This is a genomic window from Arthrobacter vasquezii (assembly GCF_029455255.1).
Classification (GTDB): domain Bacteria; phylum Actinomycetota; class Actinomycetes; order Actinomycetales; family Micrococcaceae; genus Arthrobacter_D; species Arthrobacter_D parietis.
In genome coordinates, this window is the sequence record NZ_JAROKN010000020.1 from 1 (window position 1) to 20,179 (window position 20,179).

The following is a 20,179-nucleotide window of genomic DNA, read 5'->3' on the forward strand; positions in this document are numbered from 1 at the left end:
CTGCCCGTGCCGGCACGAGGGCGGCTGCGATGGTCATGAGGATTCCAACCACCATGCCGCCCACGACAGCCGATGCCGGCACGGCGAGGGTGGCGAATTCACTGCCTGGAACAGTGCGTGCAAGGGACACGAGCACCCACATCACACCTGCGGCGAGCAGTACCCCGAGCGCGGAGGACACCGTGCCGACCACCGCGGCTTCCAGGAGGACCGAGCGGCGGATCTGCCCGCGGCCCGCCCCGATACAGCGCAGCAGCGCGAGTTCCCGCGTGCGCTGGGCGACGAGCACCGAGAACGTGTTGGCGATCACGAGAGCCGTGACGATCACCGCGACAACGGCGAACGCCAGCAGCACGATGGTCAGTTGGTCCTGTCCGCCGGACAGGGCAGCGACGTCCTCGGTCGTCTGTTCGACTGCGGTGAGCACGCTGGCGTCAGCACCGGCGTCCGCCAACACCTGGCCGACGGCGGTTCCCACCTGTGCCGCCTCGGCTGAATCCGTGAGAGTGAGCTGCAATTGTGTCGTTACACCCTCCGGAACCAGTTCATCGACCTGGGACGGGACGGCATGGAGCGCGATGGCCCCGGAGAGGAAAGGGTGGGCGGACGGTTCGCTGAACCCGGTTACCGTCAGCCCGGTACCCGATGCTGCGAGGTTTTCCTCGAGGGTGCCCTCGCGAAGAGCCGCGCCCTGCACTGTGTCGCCGATTTCCACACCGAGTTGTTGAGCCGACGCAGCGTCAATCACTACCTGGCCGTCGGATTCGGGCAGGTTGCCTTCCTGCAGGACGAGGCCTTCCAGTACGGGCGGTGCCAGCGCGGAAAGATTCGCCATGTTTGTTGCGGTGCCGGCCCGGAGCACAAAATACCCCTGCTGTTCCGCATGCACCACATCGACTCCGGCTACTGAACGAACAGCGTCGGCCGTTGCCGGCGGCAAGGAGCCGTCAGCCGAGGTCACTACGAGGTCGGCTTTGGAGTACTCCGCACCGATGCTGTTCTGAAGAGTTGCAGTAGTGGTGGCGCCGACCATCAGGGTGGCGGCAAGGAAGCCGACGCCGAGCATGACAGCAAGCCCGACGGCGATGTAGCGGCGGGCATGCCGCGAAACCTGCGACAGGGCAACAGTCAGCACGGTCAGGCTCCCAGCTGTGAGAGGGCGGAGAGGATGGTGTCGGGGGTGCTTCGTTCCAGTTCCCCCACCAGGGCGCCGTCCTGCATCAGGATGACGCGGTCGGCGTAGGAAGCCGCAACCGGGTCGTGGGTCACCATGATGATGGTTTGTCCCATCTCCTGGCTACTGCGCCGCAGGAGGGCCAGCACCTCCGCTCCCGAACGGGAATCGAGGTTGCCGGTCGGCTCATCGCCGAAAATGACATCCGGGCGGGTGAGCAGCGCGCGTGCCACCGCCACCCGCTGCTGCTGCCCACCGGACAGTTCATGTGGACGGTGGCTGAGCCGGTCGGCCAGACCGAGGATGGTGCAGATCTGCTGCAGCCATTCGCGCTCCACCTGCCCGCCGGCCAACGCGACGGGAAGAGTGATGTTCTGTTCCGCAGTAAGGGTGGGGATCAGGTTGAAGGACTGGAACACGAATCCCACGCGATCGCGTCGCAGCCGCGTCAGCTCGGCGTCGTTCAGTCCGGTGATGTCCGTGCCGCCCAGCAGGATCCGGCCGGAATCGGCAGTGTCGAGGCCGGCGAGGCAGTGCATGAGCGTGGACTTCCCGGAGCCTGAGGGGCCCATGATGGCGGTGAATCGTCCGCTCGGAAAACTGACGGAGACATCGCGCAGAGCGTGCACTGTGGTGTTGTCCCGGCCGTAGGACTTGTTGATGGATTCGGCAGCAACCGCTGCAGCGGAAACGGAGGACGGCGCGGCGGCCGTCGAAAGATTCGGTGTCATGCCTCCACGCTATGAAATGCGTGGGTTACCGCGGATCGAACGGCGGGAGGTTCTTCGCCGCGCCGTTCTCCTACTGGAGGATGAGACCGGCGACGGTTCGGGATGAGTGGGTCAGGGCTGTACGACGCCGGCCTCATAGGCCAGCACCACTGCCTGCACGCGGTCCCTCGCGCCCAACTTGGCGAGAATGTGTCCCACGTGTGTTTTCACTGTCGCCTCCGAAAGGAACAGATCCGAGGCGATCTCGGTGTTCGACCTGCCCTGCGCTATCAGCGTGAACACTTCGCGCTCGCGGACCGTGAGGCTCCCCACCAGGGACTTCGCCCGTTCGTTGGCTCCGGACGGCGCCCTCAGCAGCGGTGCCACGTGTTCCAGCAGCCTGCGCGTGGTTGACGGAGCGATGACGGCATCCCCCCGGTGAACCGTCCGCACCGCCTCGAGCAGCTCTTCGGGCGGCGCGTCCTTCAGCAGGAAGCCGCTGGCCCCGGCCTGGATGGCTGCGAGTGCGTATTCGTCCAGGTCGAACGTGGTCAGGACGATGATGCGCGGCCCGGATCCCTGTGCCTGCGCGAGAATGCGCCTGGTTGCCTCAATTCCGTCCATGCCGGGCATGCGGACATCCATCAGCACGACGTCGGCTGCCGTGGACGCGAGCACGGAGACCGCCTCGGTGCCGGTGCCTGCCTGGCACACGACGTCGAGATCCGGTTGTGAGTTGATCAGCATCGAAAAACCGCTGCGGACCAGTTGCTGGTCATCGACCAGCCCAACGCGGATGGTTGCGGTGGAGGACGGGGTGCTCATTCAGGCCTCCGTATAGGGAATCAGTGCATGGACTTCGAAACCGCCGCCGTCACGCGGACCGGTTTCCACAGTCCCATCGTAGAGTTTCAGCCGCTCGGCCATGCCACGGATGCCCTGGCCGGGGTGAGCGTTGTTCCCGTCAAGGAACCCGCCGTCGGATGCTGCGCCGCGCCCGTCGTCGTCGACTGCCACTTCCAGGCCCCTTCCGGTCCAGGACAGCGAAACGGACGCTGATGCGCGCGGGCCGGCGTGCTTGAGGACGTTTGTCAGTGCTTCCTGAATCACCCGGTAGACAGTGAGTTCTGCGCCCGTTGCCAACTGCCGGCGAGGAGTACCCTGCCAGGTCAGCGCGACGTCAAGGCCCGCCTGCCGCACCGTTCCGATCAGATCAGGAACATCGGCAAGGGACGGCAGGGGGCGGGTGGGGGCGTCGTCGTCGTTTCTCAAGACACCGAGCAGCCTGCGCATCTCCCGCAGCGATGCCCTGCCGGTCTCCGCAATGGTGCCCAAAGTAGAGGTAGCGACGGCGGGGTCCGCGGCACCGGCGTAGCGCGCGCCGTCGGCCTGGGCGATCATGACCGAGAGCGAATGGGCAACGATGTCATGCATCTCACGGGCGATGTGACTGCGTTCATCTGCGGCCGCGAGGTCGCGTTCCTGTTGGCGCTCAATTTCCAGCCGGCGGGCGCGGTCCTGCAGCGCCTGCAGCGCGAGCCTGCGGTTCCGGGCAAGGTCACCGAAGGCCCAGCACAACAGCACCACGGCCACGGCGAAGAAGATGTACAGCGCGTACAGGGGAAGAGCAGCGATGCCGGTCTGGTACTGGTTCAGTCCAAACTGCGCAACGCCGGCCACCATCCCGAAGGCTGCAACACCCACACCGCCAAGGCTTGCCCATCGTGGGGCATAGGCAGCGAGCGCGTACACCATGACGAGGACGCTGAGCTGGGCCGCAACAGGCGGCTGGTTGATCAGGAGTTGGCCGATGGACACTGCCGCGACCGTCGAAGCAGCCGCGACGGTCCTACTGCGCCGCCAGGCCAGGGGGATGACCAGCGCCGCCGATACCATGAACTCGACGGGTGAACCCAGGAGCACGTACGGCAGCGCCAGGAGGACGAAGGCCGCTGCCGCCACAAGGCGGTCGACTTTCTCCTGGTTCTCCCGTAGCCAGCGGGCTAACCGGTGGTGCGCATCCATAACGTCCCACTCTAGGGCGGCTTACTGCAGTGAACATCGCCCCAGGGGTGGAGTTACCGTACGCGCGCCGTAGGAGCAGAGACGCGGGTAGCGGATGCGTAGCCTGCTTTCGAGCCGGTGACCGCCACCGTGAGCGCGCTGTGCCGGTCCGCCTTGAGGACCGTGTAGGTCTTGGCGGTTGCGCCCCGGATCGGGGTGCCGGCGCGGTACCACTGGTAGGTCAGTGCGGTGCCGGTGCTCCAGGAGCCCGGGTTCGCGGTCAGCCTCTGGCCTACTTTTGCGGTGCCCGTGATGGTCGGCGCCGGCGCAAGGGGAATGGCCGGCAGCGTCGGTTCGGCAGCCCGGGGTGTGAAGGAGAAGTCGCGGACCGTGACCTGCTCGGGCCGGACCTGGTTCGGATACCCGCCCCCGCCTCCGGTGACCCACAGGTTGAAGTGGACCGCCTCCCGTGCGGGAACGGGAACGGTGGCACCCTCCAGGACAGTGCGTTTGAGCAGGGTGCCGGAGTAGCCCTCGCCGGCGAAGGTCTCATAAGTCAGCCTGCCGGGTTCCCAGACCAGCCGGTGAGTGAGCACGGGGTCCGGCGTGACATCGAAATTCACAACGGTGCTGCCGGTTCCGGCCGGCTTGGTGGCGTCGAACCAGTAACCATGGCCCTGCCGAACCGGACGCGACTCGCCCCAGGCCGCGCCGCCGCCCCACGCGGACGCTTCGCAGACGTCGATTTCGTTGTGGCCCGGTGCGGAATCGGGGTCATAGGTGAACATGCATCCCCACACCACTTCCTTCTGTGGCGTCTGCAGGTTCCGTTCGACCACTGCGCTGTATGTGCCGTAGCCGAAGCCGCGGCGGGTGGACTGGAACTCTGCCGCCACGGGTGCATTTCCCGACGGATTGGTGAGAGCAAGGCTGACTTTCCCGTTCGCGTCCGGCCCACTGGCATTGGCTGGATCGAAACTGCCGTTGTAGTGCGGACCTCCGGTCCACGAACGCTTGAGCCAGTTATAGCCTTCCCACGTGAAATCGCCGGCTGGACCGGGATCTGTGGTCATCGTCGAATTGTCGGCTGCGGAAGCGCCCGGTACAGCACTCACGGCCAGAACGACGACGACGGCGGCCGCTGTGAGCGGGCGGATGCGGGGGTAATGAACTTTCATGAGACTCCTGGAAGGCTGCAGACTCGCTGCGCGGTGACAGCGCCAGGATCGATTATCCGGATGAACCTGACGGTTTTCCGCAGAGATGGCGCCTGCCGAAGCGCAACGTTGGCTCAGGTTTTCCTTCCATGCAGTATGTCTCACTATCCGGAACTGAATTGTCCGTGATGCGGGATGGTTGCCTAGGCTGATCCCATGACTTCATCCAGCATCAATGTGGCAGTAATTCCCGGTGACGGCATCGGACCGGAGGTCATTACCGAAGCGGTCAAAGTGCTGCGCGCAGCAACGGCTGCTGCGGATGCGGAACTGACCCTGACGGATTACAAGCTCGGTGCCGAGCACTGGCTGACTACGGGGGAGACCCTCTCGGAGGAGGTACTGGACCGCCTGCGCTCCCACGACGCCATCCTTTTCGGGGCCGTCGGTGCCGCCCCGGGAGATACCCGCATCCCTTCGGGCCTCATCGAGCGCGAAATGCTGCTCAAGCTCCGTTTCAGCCTCGACCACTACGTCAACCTCCGTCCCTCACGCCTCTACCCCGGGGTGCCAAGCCCCCTTGCCGATCCCGGCGAGATCGACTTCGTGGTTGTGCGGGAGGGAACCGAAGGACCGTACGTAGGCAACGGCGGAGCCCTGCGCACGGGCACTCCCCATGAGATAGCCACTGAGGTCTCCGTGAATACCGCACACGGCGTTGAACGCGTGGTCCGTGACGCCTTCCGCAGGGCGAGCGAGAGGCCCCGCAAGCACCTCACCCTGGTGCACAAGCACAATGTGCTGGTGCACGCGGGCCACCTGTGGAAGCGCACCGTGGAGGCCGTGGCAGGCGAATTTCCGCAGGTTACCCACGATTACCTGCACGTCGATGCAGCCATGATCTTCCTGGTGACGGACCCCTCGCGTTTTGACGTCATTGTGACCGACAACCTCTTCGGGGACATCATCACGGACCTGGCGGCAGCCGTCACCGGCGGTATCGGCCTGGCCGCGTCCGGCAACATCAATATGGACCGCACGGCGCCCTCGATGTTCGAGCCGGTGCACGGTTCGGCGCCGGACATCGCGGGGCAGCAGAAAGCAGACCCCACTGCAGCGATCCTTTCGGCAGCGCTGCTGCTGCGCCACCTCGGTTTCAGTGAGCAGGCAGAGCGGATCGAGGGGGCGGTGGAGAACGACGTCGCCACCCGGTCCGGCGCTCCGCGCACTACCGCTGAAATCGGCGATGCGATTGCGGCTGCAGTGTCCTAAGCTGGTTAGGAACCATTAACTCAAGTGATCGTCTGTGCGTATCCCGTTCGGGATCACCGCCAGGCATGATCGTGTCTTTCGTAGCGCTTGCGGAGGGCAGGTAACCGTGGAGGAACCATGACAGCTACGCAGCTGGAATTCGCCCAGTACCCGTCGGCCAGCCCGAGGTCGGAGGCGGACCGGGAAGCGATACTTGCAAACCCCGGGTTCGGTAACCATTTCACCGACCACACCGCGGTGGTGGATTTCGCTGTCGACACGGCAGGCGTCGGCGGGTGGAGGAATGCGCGACTGGAGGCGTATGGCCCTATCGCCATGGACCCGGCAGCGGCCGTGCTGCACTACGGGCAGGAGATCTTCGAAGGCATGAAGGCGTACCGTCACGCTGACGGTTCCATTTGGACCTTCCGGCCGGAGGCCAACGCGGCGCGGCTCAACCGTTCCGCTGCCCGGCTTGCACTCCCGCAGTTGCCCGAAGACGTGTTCCTGGAGTCCCTCCGCCAGTTGGTTGCCGCTGATCAGGAATGGGTGCCCACCCGCGAGGGCGAGAGCCTCTACCTGCGTCCGTTCATGATTGCCACCGAAGCGTTCCTGGGTGTTCGTCCGGCCCGTGAGGTCTCCTACCGGGTGATCGCCTCGCCCGCGGCGAACTACTTCGGCGGGGAACTGGCTCCAGTGTCAATCTGGGTCTCTCGCGAATACGCACGGGCAGGACGCGGCGGCACGGGCGCGGCCAAGTGCGGCGGCAACTACGCGGCCTCTCTCGCAGCACAGCTGGAGGCGGAGGCGCACGGCTGCAAGCAGGTGCTCTTCCTCGACCAGTTCAACAACAATGCCGTCGAGGAACTCGGTGGCATGAACGTCTTCTTCGTCTTCAAGGACGGCACTCTGGTCACACCCGCGTTGAGCGGCACCATCCTTGAAGGCATTACCCGTTCCTCGATCATCCAGCTGGCAAAGGACCGCGGCCTGGAGGTTCAGGAGCGCACTATCACGCTGGATGAGTGGCGCGACGGCGTGGGCAACGGTGATATCGCGGAGGTATTCGCGTGCGGCACCGCAGCAGTCATCACACCGATCGGCGAGCTGAAGGACGGCGACGAGGTCATCAGCGCGCCGAATCCTTCGGCAGGTGAGGTCACCATGAGCATCCGTGAACAGCTTCTGGGCATCCAGACAGGCAAGGTTGAGGACCCGCACGGCTGGATGACCCGCCTCGTGTAGCGGCTCCGCATCAGCATCAAGCCCGGCTTTCCCCGAGGAAGGCCGGGCTTCGGTGTTTCTTCAGCTCTGCACGGCCGGGCCGAGCGGGAGTGCGTTTCCTGAGTGCAGCAGCTCCGTGACCGCGGGCTCGGGAAGCGGCCTGCTGAAGTAGAAGCCCTGTCCGCTGATTTCTCCGAGGGATCTCAGGAAATCGGCCTGTTCCTGGGTTTCGATGCCCTCGAATACTGCCCCGAGGCCGGCAGCCCGGATGAGCTGGAAGACCGCTGCCACGAAGTCGGGCTGCCAGGAGCCTGTCGCGGGTTCCCGAAGGATGGATCGGTCCACCTTCACCATGTCGACCGGCAGATTGCGCAGGTAGCTGATCGAGGAGTAGCCCGTGCCGAAATCATCAATTTCAATGCACACGCCAAGCTGTTTGAGGCTTAGCAGCGAATAGGTTTCCACCTCGCCGCCGCTCACCAGCGCGGACTCGGTGATCTCAATGACAAGCGAGGGCGGCGGCACAGACATCCGTTTGAGAAGTCCGCGGACGAAGTCGACCATATCCAGCTGGCGCAGTTCGATTGCCGAGATATTGACGCGCACCTGAAAATTCTCGGGTACCAGGAGCGCCGCGCGCCAGATTGCATACTGTTGAAGGGCTGTCGCCATGACCCATCGGTCAACTTCGGAAATGGCGCCGATCTCCTCGGCAAGGGGAATGAACGAATCGGGAGGAATCATCCCGCGGGTCGGGTGGTTCCAGCGCACCAGGACTTCCACTCCATTGACCGAACCATCGCGCAGATTCACGATCGGCTGGTAGTGCACGCACAGCTGGTCCGTCCCAATCGCATCGCGCAGTTCGGATGCCATCAGCGTCCGGAGCTGCCGGTCGTAAAGCATGACCGGCTCGAAGGTCTTGATGATGCTGCGCCCCTCGTTTTTCGCCGCGTACATAGCTGTATCGGCTTCATACAGGAGGGACTCGGCGGTGTGCTCCGGGGTAGCGAGGCGCAGGCCTATGCTGGCGCGTGGATGCACACTGAACTCGTCCACGTCGATGCTCTTCGCGAGGACTTCCAGCGTACGGTTGGCAACTCCGAGCGCAATCTCCATGGTTGATTGCGTCACGAGGATCGCGAACTCGTCCCCGCCCAGGCGGGCCACAGTGTCAGTTGCCCGTACAACTCCACGGAGGCGCTCCGCCACTTCGCGCAGAACGTCGTCGCCGGCGTCGTGCCCGAAGCGGTCGTTGACATTCTTGAACGAATCAAGGTCCAGGAGCAGCAGCGCGGGAGGAGGATCGCCGTCGGCTTGGCCTGAGAGGGACTGCTCAATTTTCTCGACGAGATCCACTCGGTTGGACAACCCGGTCAGCGCGTCTGTCATTGCCATCCGCTTCATGTCCAGATGTGCCTGGTGCAGCATTGCCGTGCGGTTTTCCACGCGCATTTCGAACTGTCGGTAGACCAGTTCGAGTTCTTCAGCCAGAAGATTCACGCCGGTGATGACGGCGTCGACATCATCACGCACGGGGGAGGGCGTCATCCTGCTGCTGAGGTCTCCCCGGGAGAGCCGCACAATGCCGTCGACCAGCATCGCCAGGCGGGGGTCCCCGCCGTCAGCGGTCATCCGCACGCTCCAACAGCCAGGCAACGGCCGTATCCTCGTCCCCGAAGTAGCGGGTGGGGCACGGGGGAGGCTCGCCTCCCAGGAGGAAATTCGCGAGTACCCGGTCCACCGCGCTGGTTCCCAACACTGCAATAGCTGATGCTGAGCGGGAGCGGCTCAGAACGGCGCGCGCCTCGCGGCTGATCGACGCCACACCGGTGATGTCAAGAAGGATCGGTTTCAGGCCGCCGCCGGCTTCTGCACGGGCACGCTGCGCAAAAGCCTCAGCTATCTCTTCGGAGATGTGCTCGGCCTGCGGCAGAACCAGGCGGATGACGGATACCGGAGCCGTGGTGTCCGATACCTCGGTAGGTATCAGCCAGAGTGCATTCATGCCGAGCGTCACTTTCCTTGCTGGAGCGCCGGGGTACGGCGCTGCATCCGGTTCTTGAAACTACCGTACAGAAATACGACGGCGGCGGTCATTGCCCTGACGCATGTCGCGGTTCAGCCGTCGGTCGCCGTGGTAGAGGATCGCTTCCCAATCGGCCTCTTCGGGTGCCTTGTCGATGACGGGTGACACCTGCTGCCGTGGCTCCCGAGGCGCGACATGGAGCCAGTTCAGCACGCCCAGCACCATGTCCACGGCAGAGTTTTTCAGGCCGATGTAGGCACGGATGGCGTAGAAGGCCAGAAACGCGTTGAGCAGCGCAAAGGCCGCGTTGCCCCAATTTTCACTGACGACATCCCGCCAGACTGTGAAGAGGGAGTACGCGACAATCAGGAAAGGCACAACGACATAGAGCGCCGGCGCAGCTGTCCTGTCCTTGACCTTGGGTGTGCGGACGAAAGGGATCTTCTCGCCGGTGAACGCCTGTTGAACGGATTTCAGGACGCCGGCCAGATTCACGGGCAGGAGCACGATATTGAATCCGTAGATCCTGAAAATATCGCTGAAGCGGTGCCCGCAGTCCCGGAGGTCACTGCCCATTGCCAGGAAATAGGGAAGCGCAGTGATAAACACCAGCGGACTGAGTAAGCGGCTGTCGTAGGGGTAGCCGAGCAGGAACAGCAGACCGAAACTGGCCCAGGCGATGGAGGCCATGTAGTTCACCCGCAGCAGGATCTCCCGCGCGAGGATCCGTTCCCGGCGGTGTTTGCGCTCCCGCATCTGATTCCACAGCTTGGGAAGGATCAGCAGCCCGCCGTTGGCCCACCGGCGCCGCTGCACCACGAGTGAACCGAAGTCCGGCGGTGTGGCGCTGTAGCTGAGCCGCTCGGGGTAATTCACCAGGGTCCAGCCGTGAGTTCCGAGGTCAACACTCGACTCCGTGTCTTCGATGACTGTGCGGTCCTGGATGTAGGTTTTGATATCGAATCCGCCAACGCTCTCCACCTCGACAATGTCTTCGATCGCGCGCTTGCGGATGACTGCGTTGGCGCCGACCCAGAAGGTGGCGCCGTAGTAGGTCATGCCCTGGTGAAGGATGTGCTGGATGTCGGTCGTGGCGCCGGCAACGCGCTCAATACGAGTAGGCGCACCGCGGAACGAGGAGTAGGGAGTCTGCGTGACAGCCACCCGTTCATTACCGGGTGACTCCAGCAGGTGAACCAGGCGGAGACAGTAATCGCGCAGCAGGAGGGAATCGGCGTCGAGCGTGAGCAGGTAAGTCGAGTCTGGGATCTCCAGGTCATCGACGTGGTGTTCTGTGGCAGGACGAAGCACAACGCCGTTGGCCGCCTTCTCTTTGTGCCAACGCCCGCCCATGAGGGAAATGTAGGCGTTGAGGTTCATTGCCTTGTTCGCCTCGTGTGAGAGGGAGGCGTAGAGCTTGCGCTCGAACGTGTTCATGGAAGCGGTGAAGATGCGTGCCAGGCGCACGTAGAGCTCCACCATTCGGTCCGGGTCCGGCGCAGCGTGCTGGGCGTCGGCAGCGGTCAGAGCGAGAACGGTCAGGCGCAATTCACGCGCCAGGCCCATCAGCACCAGGTCAACGAAGAATTCATCGACGTGATCCCCGACGGTCTCATTCTCAGCCATCGTTTCCAGCCACACCGCGGCTGCCTCGTATTCGGCGATCAGGCGCGGCAGTTCATCGCTGGCCGGCGTGTCCGACGCCAGGCGCTCCTGGTATGCGGACAGTGCGCTGGTGAAGCGCATGGAGGGCTCGAGGAGCCGGCCTTCGATCTCGGCAGCGAGTGCACGCGTGGCCTCAAGCCGGGCCAGAACGCCCGGGTCTGTTGGAAACGGCGGGTCATCGAGCAGCAGCGTGACCCGCAGGTTGGGGAACTCCTGAAGCGCCGCGGACCAGAGCGTTGCGCGGACCACCTCGGGCTCTTCAGCGTAGGACGGCACCAGAACAGTGATGCTCTCGTCGTAGCGGGCGAAGTGCCGATCGAGTTCACCGCGCGGGACGCGGCGGTGGTCGCGGAAACGGTACAGCGCTCCCTGCCGGGCCAGCAGGTACATCAGTGCGGAGAATGTCAGGAAGGTGACCACCACGAGGTAGAAAACCGCTTCGAGCTGGAATCGGAAGCTGGCCGACGGGTTCTCTGCGAGCTCCCTCAGGATCGTCGAGACGACATACGCAACCCATCCGAGGATTGTGACCACGATCGCCAACCGGCCCAGCGCGACCTTCCGGCGCGAGGGTGCCGGATGGACAATCGAAAGCGGTTCGGACCGCTTCTCCGATCCCCACTGACGCCGCCGCGATACCGTGCCGGACGTCGAAGACGCACCGACAGCCGATTCCGGCACAGAGACTTGCTGGTTCATCCGCCCCCCAAATAATCTGATGGACATTCCTTACGGAGAGTCCTGTGAGTGTCGCTGCGGCAGGTGACGGGCCCGACGTTCAGCAGTGTCCATCCCGGTCCGGCTGAGGTGACGGCTCAGCGGCATCGGTGTGCGGGATGTGACGGACGAAACAGTACACCATTTTGATTCAGTGCTCTTCCACCGTTACGATACGCTCACCGTTCCCGTCCGAACGGTCTTGTATCTGGGGGACCCATGTCCAAACGTTTTCCCGGCCGCCGGCTTTCGCCTGTGCGCCTCACCGTCCTGGTTGCCATCGTCGGCACGCTGGTAGCGTCCACTGTTGTGGGTTGGAACCGGCTCGAGGATGTGCGCGCTGCCGCCAACGGCGGGTCGTGGTTCGCCGGGTATGTGGATGCCACCGCAACGCCTTTCTATCCTTTCGAGCAGCCCGCCTCGGAGCAGGGCAAGAGCGTCGTGTTGTCGTTCATTGTTGCTGATCCTGCCGAGGACTGCCGCCCATCGTGGGGTGCTGCGTACTCGCTGGACGAGGCGCAGTCGGAGCTGGATCTCGACCGCCGAATTGCGCGGCTGATCCAGGATGGCGGCGAGGTTGCTGTGTCGTTCGGCGGGCTGATCAACAATGAGCTGGCCCGGACCTGTACGGACGTCCGCCAACTCACAAGCGCTTACCGTGCCGTCGTTGAACGGTACAACCTGACAACAATCGACCTCGACATCGAGGGTGAGGACCTGGCCGATTCCGAAGCTGCGGCACGTAGGGCAGAAGCGGTGGCCGCGTTGCAGGAGGAACGGCGTGCGGATGGCAAGCCACTCAACGTCTGGCTGACGCTGCCTGTGGCCCCGTCGGGTTTGACCCTTCAGGGCACCGACGCGGTGACAACCATGCTTGAGGGCGGCGTGGATCTCGCGGGCGTGAATATCATGACCATGGATTACGGCGGAAGCAGGGAACCTGGGGTTTCCCAGCTGGACGCTTCAGTCGCGGCTGCTCGGGCAACTCACGCCCAACTCGGAATCCTTTATGACAGGGCGGGCACCAGCCTCGGTCCGCAGACGCTGTGGAAGAAGATCGGGCTGACGCCCATGATCGGTCAAAATGATGTCCCGGCGGAGGTGTTCGACCTGGAAGCAGCTGCCGCTTTCAACGCCTTCGCCCTGGAAACAGGCGTTGGGCGGATGTCAATGTGGTCGCTCAACCGTGATGCCACCTGCAGCGACAACTATGGCAACGCGAAGATCGTGTCGGACAGCTGCAGCGGCATTGAGCAGGACGGCACGCTGTTCGCGGACGTTCTGGGCGCAGGATTCGAGGGGCGCGCGGCGACCCTGAATTCGGCACCCACCACAGACGAACCCACACCCGAGCTGGTCGTTGATGATCCGGAGACCAGCCCGTACCCGATCTGGTCAGAGGAAGCGACCTACGTGTTGGATGACCGCGTCGTGTGGCGCGGCAAAGTGTATTCAGCGAAGTACTGGACCTCGGGTGACCTGCCGGACAACCCGGTGCTGCAGGCTGCCGAGACCCCGTGGACGCTGATCGGTCCGGTACTGCCCGGAGAAAAGCCGGTCCCTGTTGTGACTGCTCCGGCAGGAACTTACCCCGGCTGGGATGCCGAGAAGACGTATGAGAAGGGCGATCGGATCCTGTTCGACGGCCATGTCTTCGAAGCGAAGTGGTGGAATCGGAGCGACAGCCCGGAGGCAGCACTACAGACCTCCGATGCGTCCCCGTGGCGTAAGTTCTCCAATGATGAGGTTCAGGACGTACTCGAGGAACTGGAGCCTTGATTGGACGTTGGCGGGGAGAAGCTTTGACTGGCCGTTGGCGGGGAGAACGTCCGGGGGCCCAGGCCTAGGCTTCGGCCCGTCGGTGGACCTCGTCGATCAGCTTCCCGACCTGCGCCTCGCGGTCGGGGGCACCTGATTGCCTGAACAGTTCCTGGCTCTTTTCGAGCTGGAACAGCCCTTCCAGCGCATCGCCGGACCGCGCGAGCGCCTGCCCTAACAGCAGGTACGCTTCCGCGGCCGTCTGGCTGGCAATAAGGGAAGACGCGTCGCAGATAGGCCTCAATCGTTCTACGGCAGCATCGTACTGTGCAGTAAGGAACAGCCAGTGTGCACGGGTGAGGGACAGCTCAAGCTTGTCCCGCTCGCTTCCGCCCACAATGGAGGCAGCCAGCTCAGCCCTTTCGATACACTCAAGCGTCTCAGGCTCCACAACGCCGCCGGCCAGGCGAAGCGCGGCGGAAGCGCGATTGAACCGGGCCCACAGGTCAAGGTCGTTCGAGGGTGAAAGATTACTGGCCGCGCGCCGGTGGTAATCAGTTCCTGTAGCTGCATCCCGCCGAAGATAGGCCACATTCCCGATGACCCAGTAGGCCTTGCCGGCAGTTTGTGAGTTGACGTCAGGTGTGATGAGTTCAGCCAGGCGGAGGCACTCTTCCCATGCATCATCAAGCTGGTCGCTCTCCGCGAGGGCTGCAATGAGTGCGTGCTGCGCTCGTATCCGAAGATCAGGAGATCCGGAAGCCTGCTCAGATTCAGCAACCGCGTGGCGTGCTTCGATTACTGCCGACTCCAGATTTCCCATGCCTACGAGGGTGTCGGCGAGAAATGTCGAGACCCTGGCGGCCAGGTCCGGATAGTGCTGGGTCAAGGGTTGCATTCGAACCGTCTCCGCGGTCGCAGCCGCGTCCTCAAAAAAGCCTTCCTTCTTCAGGCATTCAACCTGCAGAAAGGCCATATTCCAAGATGCGTTTTCATCCCCGTTGGCATCGGCAGCACGTTGAGCCTCTCCGGCAATTTCCCGCGCTGCCCCATAGTCTCGCTGAGTCCACGCATCCCGGGCACGCAGTTCCAGGAAAACGTGCTGTCCGGGTTCCTGTGTATGCTCCATGGCCTCGCTCCAACGGTGTGCTGTGATGGGTCCCCGCGGATCATTCTGTCAGAATGACTAGCCAATATTCCCTCGGGCAAGTATCGAGTTTGCCATTTCTTCAGAGTGCAGGAAAAAACTGCGGAAAAGATGAGACAAAAGTCTCTGAATTATCGTGACTCGATCCATATACTGGGGATGCTGTGCAACGCAGAAGGCATATCGTTCTTCTGCGTCCATCAAGTGACAAGGAACAAGTATGAAGAAGGTCTCCGCAACTCTGTTGCTGACTGCGTTGCTTCTGGTTGGGGGCGGCACGGCTGCTCAAGCTGCCAAGAGTGGAAACTGGCCGGACACGGTCACAACGACGAAGAGCGGCAACTGGCCGGACAGCACATACCAGGCTGTTTAGTCGTCATTGTTCCAAAGGCCGTGGAGAGCAAGCTGATTAGCTGATCTTCACGGCCTTTTGCATGCCTACAGGAGTAACTTCAGCTTCGAATGTCGGCCACAATGTCGCGGACGTGCGCGGCCCTGTCCGGTGCACCGGCGTCGTCGAAGCACTGTTCACTGGTTTCGAAGTGAGCGAACGCCTCGAGCTCCTCCCCGCGGGCCGACAGCGACTGGGCTAGCAGCAGGTTTGCCTCTCCCTCTGTCTGCCGGGAGAGCGCCGAGCCCTCAGCGCAGATTGGCCGCAGGCGTTCGACTGCGGCGTTGAGTTGGCCTGTGAGGAAGAGCCAGTGAGCCCTGGTGAGAGAAAGCTGGAGTTGGTCCCGCTCCGTGCCGCCAACAATTGAGCTGGCGATCTCCGCCCGCTCAATGCACTCAAGCGTCTCCGCATCGACAACTCCGGCGGTGAGGCGTAGCGCAGCCGAGGCACGGTTGAAATGAGCCCACAACTCCAGGTCGTTGTTTGGAGTGAGCTGTTCGGCTGCGAGCCCGTGGAACCGGATGCCGTCGCCCACCTGGTGGCGCATGAACGCCACATTTCCAATGACCCAATGGGCCTTACCCGCGGTCTGCGTGTGGATGGCCGGCGTAATGTGGGTTGAAAGGTCCAGGCACGTGCTCCAGGCTTCATCCAACCGGTCGCTTTCGGCAAGCGCAGCGATCAGAGCGTGATGGGCCTCAATCTGAAGCTCAGGGGAGTCGGCTACCACTGAAGCGCTTTTCACCGCCATACTGGCGTTGTTCACAGCCTGCTCAAGATGTCCCAGACCCTGCTGACAGACGGCAGCCAGGGTATGGACTCGTGCGCTCAGAGCTTCCGATTCCAGGGTGAGGCTGCTTTCCTCTAAGGCCTCAGCGCATCGGAGGGATTCCTCCAGCGACCCTTCCTCCCGCAGACATTCAGCCTGAAGGAACGTCATGTTCCACCAGGCATGGTGGTCTTCCGTATGTGCACCAAGTTCTACCGCGGCAGCTGCGAGAAGCCGTGCTGTCCGGTAATCCCGCTGGCTCCAAGCTTCCCTCGCACGCAGCTCATACATCACGAGTTCGCCTGACTGCTGTGCTGCCACACTTCCCCCTCATTCAAAGGCTGCGTCGGACAGGCAGGGGACTCCCGGCGCACTCGACGTGACTGTCCTTGAGTTTATGCGCAAAGTTCCGGTTGAGACAGAGTCGGGCAAAGCTAAAGAGATCCGCTCGTTAGGGGTGTTGCATATCACAGATGCTTCGTATACTGAACTTATCTGGTGTCAGTGACGCTGTACTCCTACCGTTAAGGAATCCGTTATGAAACGACTTTCCGCAGTTCTCCTGATTACAGCAGCCCTGGCAGTGGGAGGGGGGGCCGCAGCTGTCGCCAACGACAGCGCGCCCGCACAGAGGACGGGTGTTGTCACCTATGGCACGCTCATTGACAATTGGCCTCACTGATCACCGCTGAAGTTTGACACTGGGACCGTTCAGAGGACCAATGTTCCCTGAACGGTTTCTAACGTTTACTGACCAGGTCTGTACTAGCCTGTGTTCATGCGTATAGCCCGATTTGTGCTCAATGATGATCCAGCGTTCGGCCTTGTTGAGGGCCTCGTTGGCGAAGAAGAGGTAGCCGTCATCAGCGGCGACCCATTCTACGGAGGGGTACAGCCGACGGGCGTGCGCCACAAACTGGAGGATGTCCGGCTGCTGGCGCCGGTGATTCCGCGCAGTAAGGTCATCGGTATCGGCCGCAACTATGCTGACCATGCCGCCGAGCTGGGGAACGAGGTGCCGCCGGCGCCGCTGATGTTCCTCAAGCCCAATACATCGGTTGTGGGTCCCGGAGATCCTGTCGTGCTTCCGTCTTTCTCTGACGAGATTTCCTACGAGTCCGAACTGGCCGTCATCATCGGCCGGATCTGCAAGGACGTGCCCATAGAGCGGGTGGATGACGTCGTATTCGGGTATACCTGCGCCAATGACCTCACGGCCCGCGATATCCAGAAGACTGACAACCAGTGGGCCCGGGCGAAGGGGTTTGACACATCCTGCCCGATCGGGCCCTGGATCGAAACGGAGCTTGATACCGAGAACCTTGCCGTCCGCGGATGGCTCGACGGAGAACTGATGCAGGACGGCACCACCAGCCAGATGATCTGGGGTGTGAAAGAGCTGGTTTCCTACGTCTCCCAGGCCTTCACTCTCCTGCCCGGCGACATCATTCTTACCGGAACCCCTGCCGGTGTGGGCCTGATCAACGAGGGGCAGAGGTATGACGTGGAGATCGAGGGGATCGGCAGGCTGTCCAACCCGGTGCGCCGCTGACAGGAATGCCCCGTGGCCAACAGCCAGGACAGTAGACTGAGCCCATCATGACTACTGCTGATCTCCCCACTGTCACGCCCGAAACTCCCGTACGGGTTCGCTTCTGCCCATCGCCTACCGGAGTCCCGCATGTCGGTTTGATCCGGACCGCCCTGTTCAACTGGGCATATGCGAGACATACCGGTGGAAAGATGATCTTCCGCATCGAGGACACGGACGCCGCGCGTGACAGCGAAGAGAGCTACGAGCAGCTCCTCGATGCGCTGAAGTGGCTGGGGATCGACTGGGATGAGGGCGTGGAGGTCGGAGGACCGCACGCTCCCTACCGTCAGTCGCAGCGGAGCGGGATCTACCAGGATGTCATCTCGCGGCTCGTCGCTGCCGGGCATCTGTACAAGTCTTATTCCACACCGGACGAGGTCGAGCAGCGGCACAGGTCCGCCGGCCGGGATGTGAAGCTCGGGTACGACAATTTTGACCGCAATCTTTCAGCGGATCAGCAGGCGTCCTACGAAGCGGAAGGTCGTCCTGCCGTTCTGCGTTTACGCATGCCGGACGAGGACATCACCTTCACCGACCTTGTGCGCGGAGACATCACGTTCGCAGCCGGGAGCGTGCCGGACTTTGCAGTAGTGCGGGCAAACGGCGCACCTCTCTATACGCTGGTAAACCCGGTCGATGACGCGCTGATGGGCATTACCCATGTGCTGCGCGGTGAGGACCTCCTTTCCTCGACGCCCCGCCAGGTTGCGCTGTACCGGGCCCTCATCGATATCGGCGTGGCCCGGTATATGCCGCTCTTCGGTCACCTGCCCTATGTCATGGGCCAGGGCAACAAGAAGCTGTCCAAGCGTGACCCCGAGTCGAACCTTTTCTTGCACCGGGAGCGCGGGTTCATCCGGGAAGGACTCCTTAACTACCTCTCATTGCTCGGCTGGTCCCTTAGCGCTGACGAGGATATCTTCACCGTGGACCAACTCGTTGAGAAGTTCGACATCCATGATGTCCTCGCCAACCCGGCACGCTTTGATGTCAAAAAGGCCGAAGCCATCAACGGTTCACACGTGCGTCTGCTGGACCCTGAGGACTTCCGGATGCGGCTGGTTCCATACCTGCAGTCGGCAGGTCTGGTCGGTCAGACTCTCAGCCCCGGCGAGCTGTCCATTCTCACTGAGGCAGCGCCGCTCATCCAGGAAAGGATCACCCTTTTGGGGGAGGCACCTGAGATGCTCGGCTTCCTGTTCCATCCGGACGGCGAGGTGGAGGTCGCTGCCGATGCCAGCAAAGGCCTGCCCGCCAACTACGAAGAGGTTCTCGATGCCGCGCTCGGAGCGCTCGAACCCATCGGGGACTGGACCGCTGACTCCATCCAGGCGGCTCTGCGCGCTGCCCTCGTCGACGAGCTTGGGCTCAAACCCAGGCTCGCCTTCGGGCCGGTGCGGACTGCGGTGTCGGGACGCAAAATCTCACCGCCGTTGTTCGAATCCATGGTGATTCTCGGCAAGGAGTCGTCGCTCGCCCGAATAAGGACTCTGCGTGGTCAGTGAGCTAACCGCGCATTCCATTCAGGGGGTCCTCTTCGATATCGATGACACCCTGGTGGACCTTGAGACTGCGATGGGGCGCACCCTGCACCACATCGGGGCTGAAACCCTGGCGCATCTCACCGAGGCCGAGTGGGCGGAATACAAGTCGTTGTACACCCGGGATCCTCACGGCTACTACGACCAGTTCCTGGCCGGAGAACTGAGCTTCACGGAGCAACGGATCCACCGCGCTCGGCACGCCCAGGCCGAGTTCCTCAGTGAACCGCTTGAAGGCGCTTCAGCGGCACGGTGGAACAAAGCATACGAGGCAACACTGCCGCTCCACTTCGAACCGTATGAGGACGTCGTTCCCGTCCTCGATGAGCTGGACCGGCTGGGAATCCCGTACGGTGCGGTCAGTAACAACGTGCACGATTACCAGCGTGCAAAGCTGGACAAAGCTGGCTTGCATCGGGTCGCCGCGCTCGTCGGAATCGACGCCGTCGGGGTCGCAAAGCCCAATGCAGCGATCTATCTCGAGGGTGCGCGGCTGCTCGGAACCGATCCTGCAAACACCCTTTATGTTGGGGACAACCCTGTTGTCGATGCACAGGGAGCGGATGCGGCGGGTCTCATCGGCATCTGGCTGGACCGTCGCGGTCGGCAAGACGAGGGCTTCAGCGGCCACCGGATCACCAGCCTGACCGACGTTTTGCGCATCGTGCAGGAGATCCGGTAAAGTTGTTTCTCGGCGCGGAGGGGGTTGGCCTGCTGCGAAGCAGGGTAAACATCACCCGAAAGTGCCATTGGGGTATGGTGTAATTGGCAACACACTGGTTTCTGGTACCAACATTCTAGGTTCGAGTCCTGGTACCCCAGCGCTGTAAAAGCACAAATTGAGCGAACAGATGCCTCGGCAGAACGGTCTGCTTCAATTTGGTTTCACAGCATCGGATGTGAAAGAATCGTCTAGCTCGTTTGCCGGGAGACCGGCAAACAACTCAGTACTGGCCCCATCGTATAGCGGCCTAGTACGCTGCCCTCTCACGGCGGTAACGCGGGTTCGAATCCCGCTGGGGTCACACAAGGGTCCGCCTCAACCATT

At 62.7% G+C, this 20,179-nt stretch carries 17 protein-coding genes and 2 tRNA genes; 9 read left to right on the top strand and 10 right to left on the bottom strand.

The window, feature by feature from the left end:
• The 5 genes from P4U43_RS09125 to P4U43_RS09145 form a co-directional block, all read right to left on the bottom strand.
• The coding region (locus P4U43_RS09125; RefSeq protein ID WP_277358459.1) for an ABC transporter permease at positions 1 to 1,135 on the bottom strand (1,135 nt) is incomplete at its 3' end.
• A 2-nt stretch (positions 1,136 to 1,137) separates the two neighbouring features.
• On the bottom strand, positions 1,138 to 1,905 hold the full coding sequence (locus P4U43_RS09130; protein WP_277358460.1) for an ABC transporter ATP-binding protein: 768 nt from the start codon (positions 1,903 to 1,905) through the stop codon (positions 1,138 to 1,140).
• A 111-nt stretch (positions 1,906 to 2,016) separates the two neighbouring features.
• Positions 2,017 to 2,709 (bottom strand): response regulator, encoded by a 693-nt coding sequence (locus P4U43_RS09135; protein WP_277358461.1) that lies wholly within the window; start codon positions 2,707 to 2,709, stop codon positions 2,017 to 2,019.
• On the bottom strand, positions 2,710 to 3,909 hold the full coding sequence (locus P4U43_RS09140; protein ID WP_277358462.1) for a sensor histidine kinase: 1,200 nt from the start codon (positions 3,907 to 3,909) through the stop codon (positions 2,710 to 2,712). It lies immediately after the preceding gene.
• Between the two features lie 53 nt (positions 3,910 to 3,962).
• On the bottom strand, positions 3,963 to 5,066 hold the full coding sequence (locus tag P4U43_RS09145) for a hypothetical protein (protein ID WP_277358463.1): 1,104 nt from the start codon (positions 5,064 to 5,066) through the stop codon (positions 3,963 to 3,965).
• A gap of 195 nt (positions 5,067 to 5,261) precedes the next feature.
• On the opposite strand from P4U43_RS09145, the gene P4U43_RS09150 reads away from it, so the two are divergent.
• The gene (locus P4U43_RS09150) at positions 5,262 to 6,317 is read left to right on the top strand and encodes a 3-isopropylmalate dehydrogenase (protein ID WP_056548199.1); all 1,056 of its coding nucleotides are present in this window, start codon (positions 5,262 to 5,264) and stop codon (positions 6,315 to 6,317) included.
• Between the two features lie 117 nt (positions 6,318 to 6,434).
• Complete coding sequence (locus P4U43_RS09155) at positions 6,435 to 7,541, top strand: branched-chain amino acid aminotransferase (RefSeq protein ID WP_277358464.1); 1,107 nt, start codon at positions 6,435 to 6,437, stop codon at positions 7,539 to 7,541.
• 60 nt (positions 7,542 to 7,601) lie between these two features.
• Here the strand turns inward: P4U43_RS09155 and P4U43_RS09160 are convergent, their stop codons facing one another.
• From P4U43_RS09160 to P4U43_RS09170, 3 genes are read right to left on the bottom strand one after another with little or no spacing between them, the layout of a single operon-like run.
• Entirely contained in the window at positions 7,602 to 9,155 is a 1,554-nt protein-coding gene (locus P4U43_RS09160) for a putative bifunctional diguanylate cyclase/phosphodiesterase (RefSeq protein WP_277358465.1), read from the bottom strand.
• Positions 9,145 to 9,528: a DUF7793 family protein gene (locus tag P4U43_RS09165; protein WP_277358466.1), complete on the bottom strand. Its 384-nt coding sequence runs from the start codon at positions 9,526 to 9,528 to the stop codon at positions 9,145 to 9,147. Before P4U43_RS09165 ends, P4U43_RS09160 begins: the two co-directional genes overlap by 11 nt.
• 60 nt (positions 9,529 to 9,588) lie before the next feature.
• Complete coding sequence (locus P4U43_RS09170; protein WP_277358467.1) at positions 9,589 to 11,913, bottom strand: glycosyltransferase family 2 protein; 2,325 nt, start codon at positions 11,911 to 11,913, stop codon at positions 9,589 to 9,591.
• A gap of 237 nt (positions 11,914 to 12,150) precedes the next feature.
• Here P4U43_RS09170 and P4U43_RS09175 point away from each other — a divergent pair, with 237 nt between their 5' ends.
• A complete protein-coding gene (locus P4U43_RS09175; RefSeq protein WP_277358468.1) occupies positions 12,151 to 13,710 on the top strand; it encodes a chitinase in 1,560 nt (519 codons plus the stop codon).
• A gap of 64 nt (positions 13,711 to 13,774) precedes the next feature.
• Here P4U43_RS09175 and P4U43_RS09180 read toward each other — a convergent pair whose 3' ends face one another.
• Positions 13,775 to 14,818 carry a hypothetical protein gene (locus P4U43_RS09180; protein WP_277358469.1) on the bottom strand — a complete coding sequence of 348 codons (1,044 nt, stop codon included), beginning with the start codon at positions 14,816 to 14,818 and terminating at the stop codon, positions 13,775 to 13,777.
• 238 nt (positions 14,819 to 15,056) lie between these two features.
• Here P4U43_RS09180 and P4U43_RS09185 point away from each other — a divergent pair, with 238 nt between their 5' ends.
• On the top strand, positions 15,057 to 15,209 hold the full coding sequence (locus tag P4U43_RS09185) for a hypothetical protein (protein WP_277358470.1): 153 nt from the start codon (positions 15,057 to 15,059) through the stop codon (positions 15,207 to 15,209).
• A 79-nt stretch (positions 15,210 to 15,288) separates the two neighbouring features.
• Here P4U43_RS09185 and P4U43_RS09190 read toward each other — a convergent pair whose 3' ends face one another.
• Positions 15,289 to 16,317 carry a hypothetical protein gene (locus tag P4U43_RS09190; protein ID WP_277358471.1) on the bottom strand — a complete coding sequence of 343 codons (1,029 nt, stop codon included), beginning with the start codon at positions 16,315 to 16,317 and terminating at the stop codon, positions 15,289 to 15,291.
• 457 nt (positions 16,318 to 16,774) lie between these two features.
• On the opposite strand from P4U43_RS09190, the gene P4U43_RS09195 reads away from it, so the two are divergent.
• The 5 genes from P4U43_RS09195 to P4U43_RS09215 all read left to right on the top strand — a co-directional run bounded on the left by P4U43_RS09195 (position 16,775) and on the right by P4U43_RS09215 (position 20,156).
• On the top strand, positions 16,775 to 17,548 hold the full coding sequence (locus tag P4U43_RS09195) for a fumarylacetoacetate hydrolase family protein (RefSeq protein ID WP_277358472.1): 774 nt from the start codon (positions 16,775 to 16,777) through the stop codon (positions 17,546 to 17,548).
• Positions 17,549 to 17,595: 47 nt separating this feature from the next.
• On the top strand, positions 17,596 to 19,095 hold the full coding sequence (gene gltX / locus P4U43_RS09200) for a glutamate--tRNA ligase (protein WP_277358473.1): 1,500 nt from the start codon (positions 17,596 to 17,598) through the stop codon (positions 19,093 to 19,095).
• On the top strand, positions 19,085 to 19,813 hold the full coding sequence (locus P4U43_RS09205) for an HAD family hydrolase (protein ID WP_277358474.1): 729 nt from the start codon (positions 19,085 to 19,087) through the stop codon (positions 19,811 to 19,813). The genes gltX and P4U43_RS09205 overlap by 11 nt, the downstream gene beginning before the upstream one ends.
• Before the next feature lie 68 nt (positions 19,814 to 19,881).
• Positions 19,882 to 19,953: transfer RNA gene (locus P4U43_RS09210), tRNA-Gln, on the top strand.
• A 130-nt stretch (positions 19,954 to 20,083) separates the two neighbouring features.
• Positions 20,084 to 20,156 (top strand) — tRNA-Glu (locus tag P4U43_RS09215).
• The last annotated feature ends 23 nt before the right edge of the window (positions 20,157 to 20,179 follow it).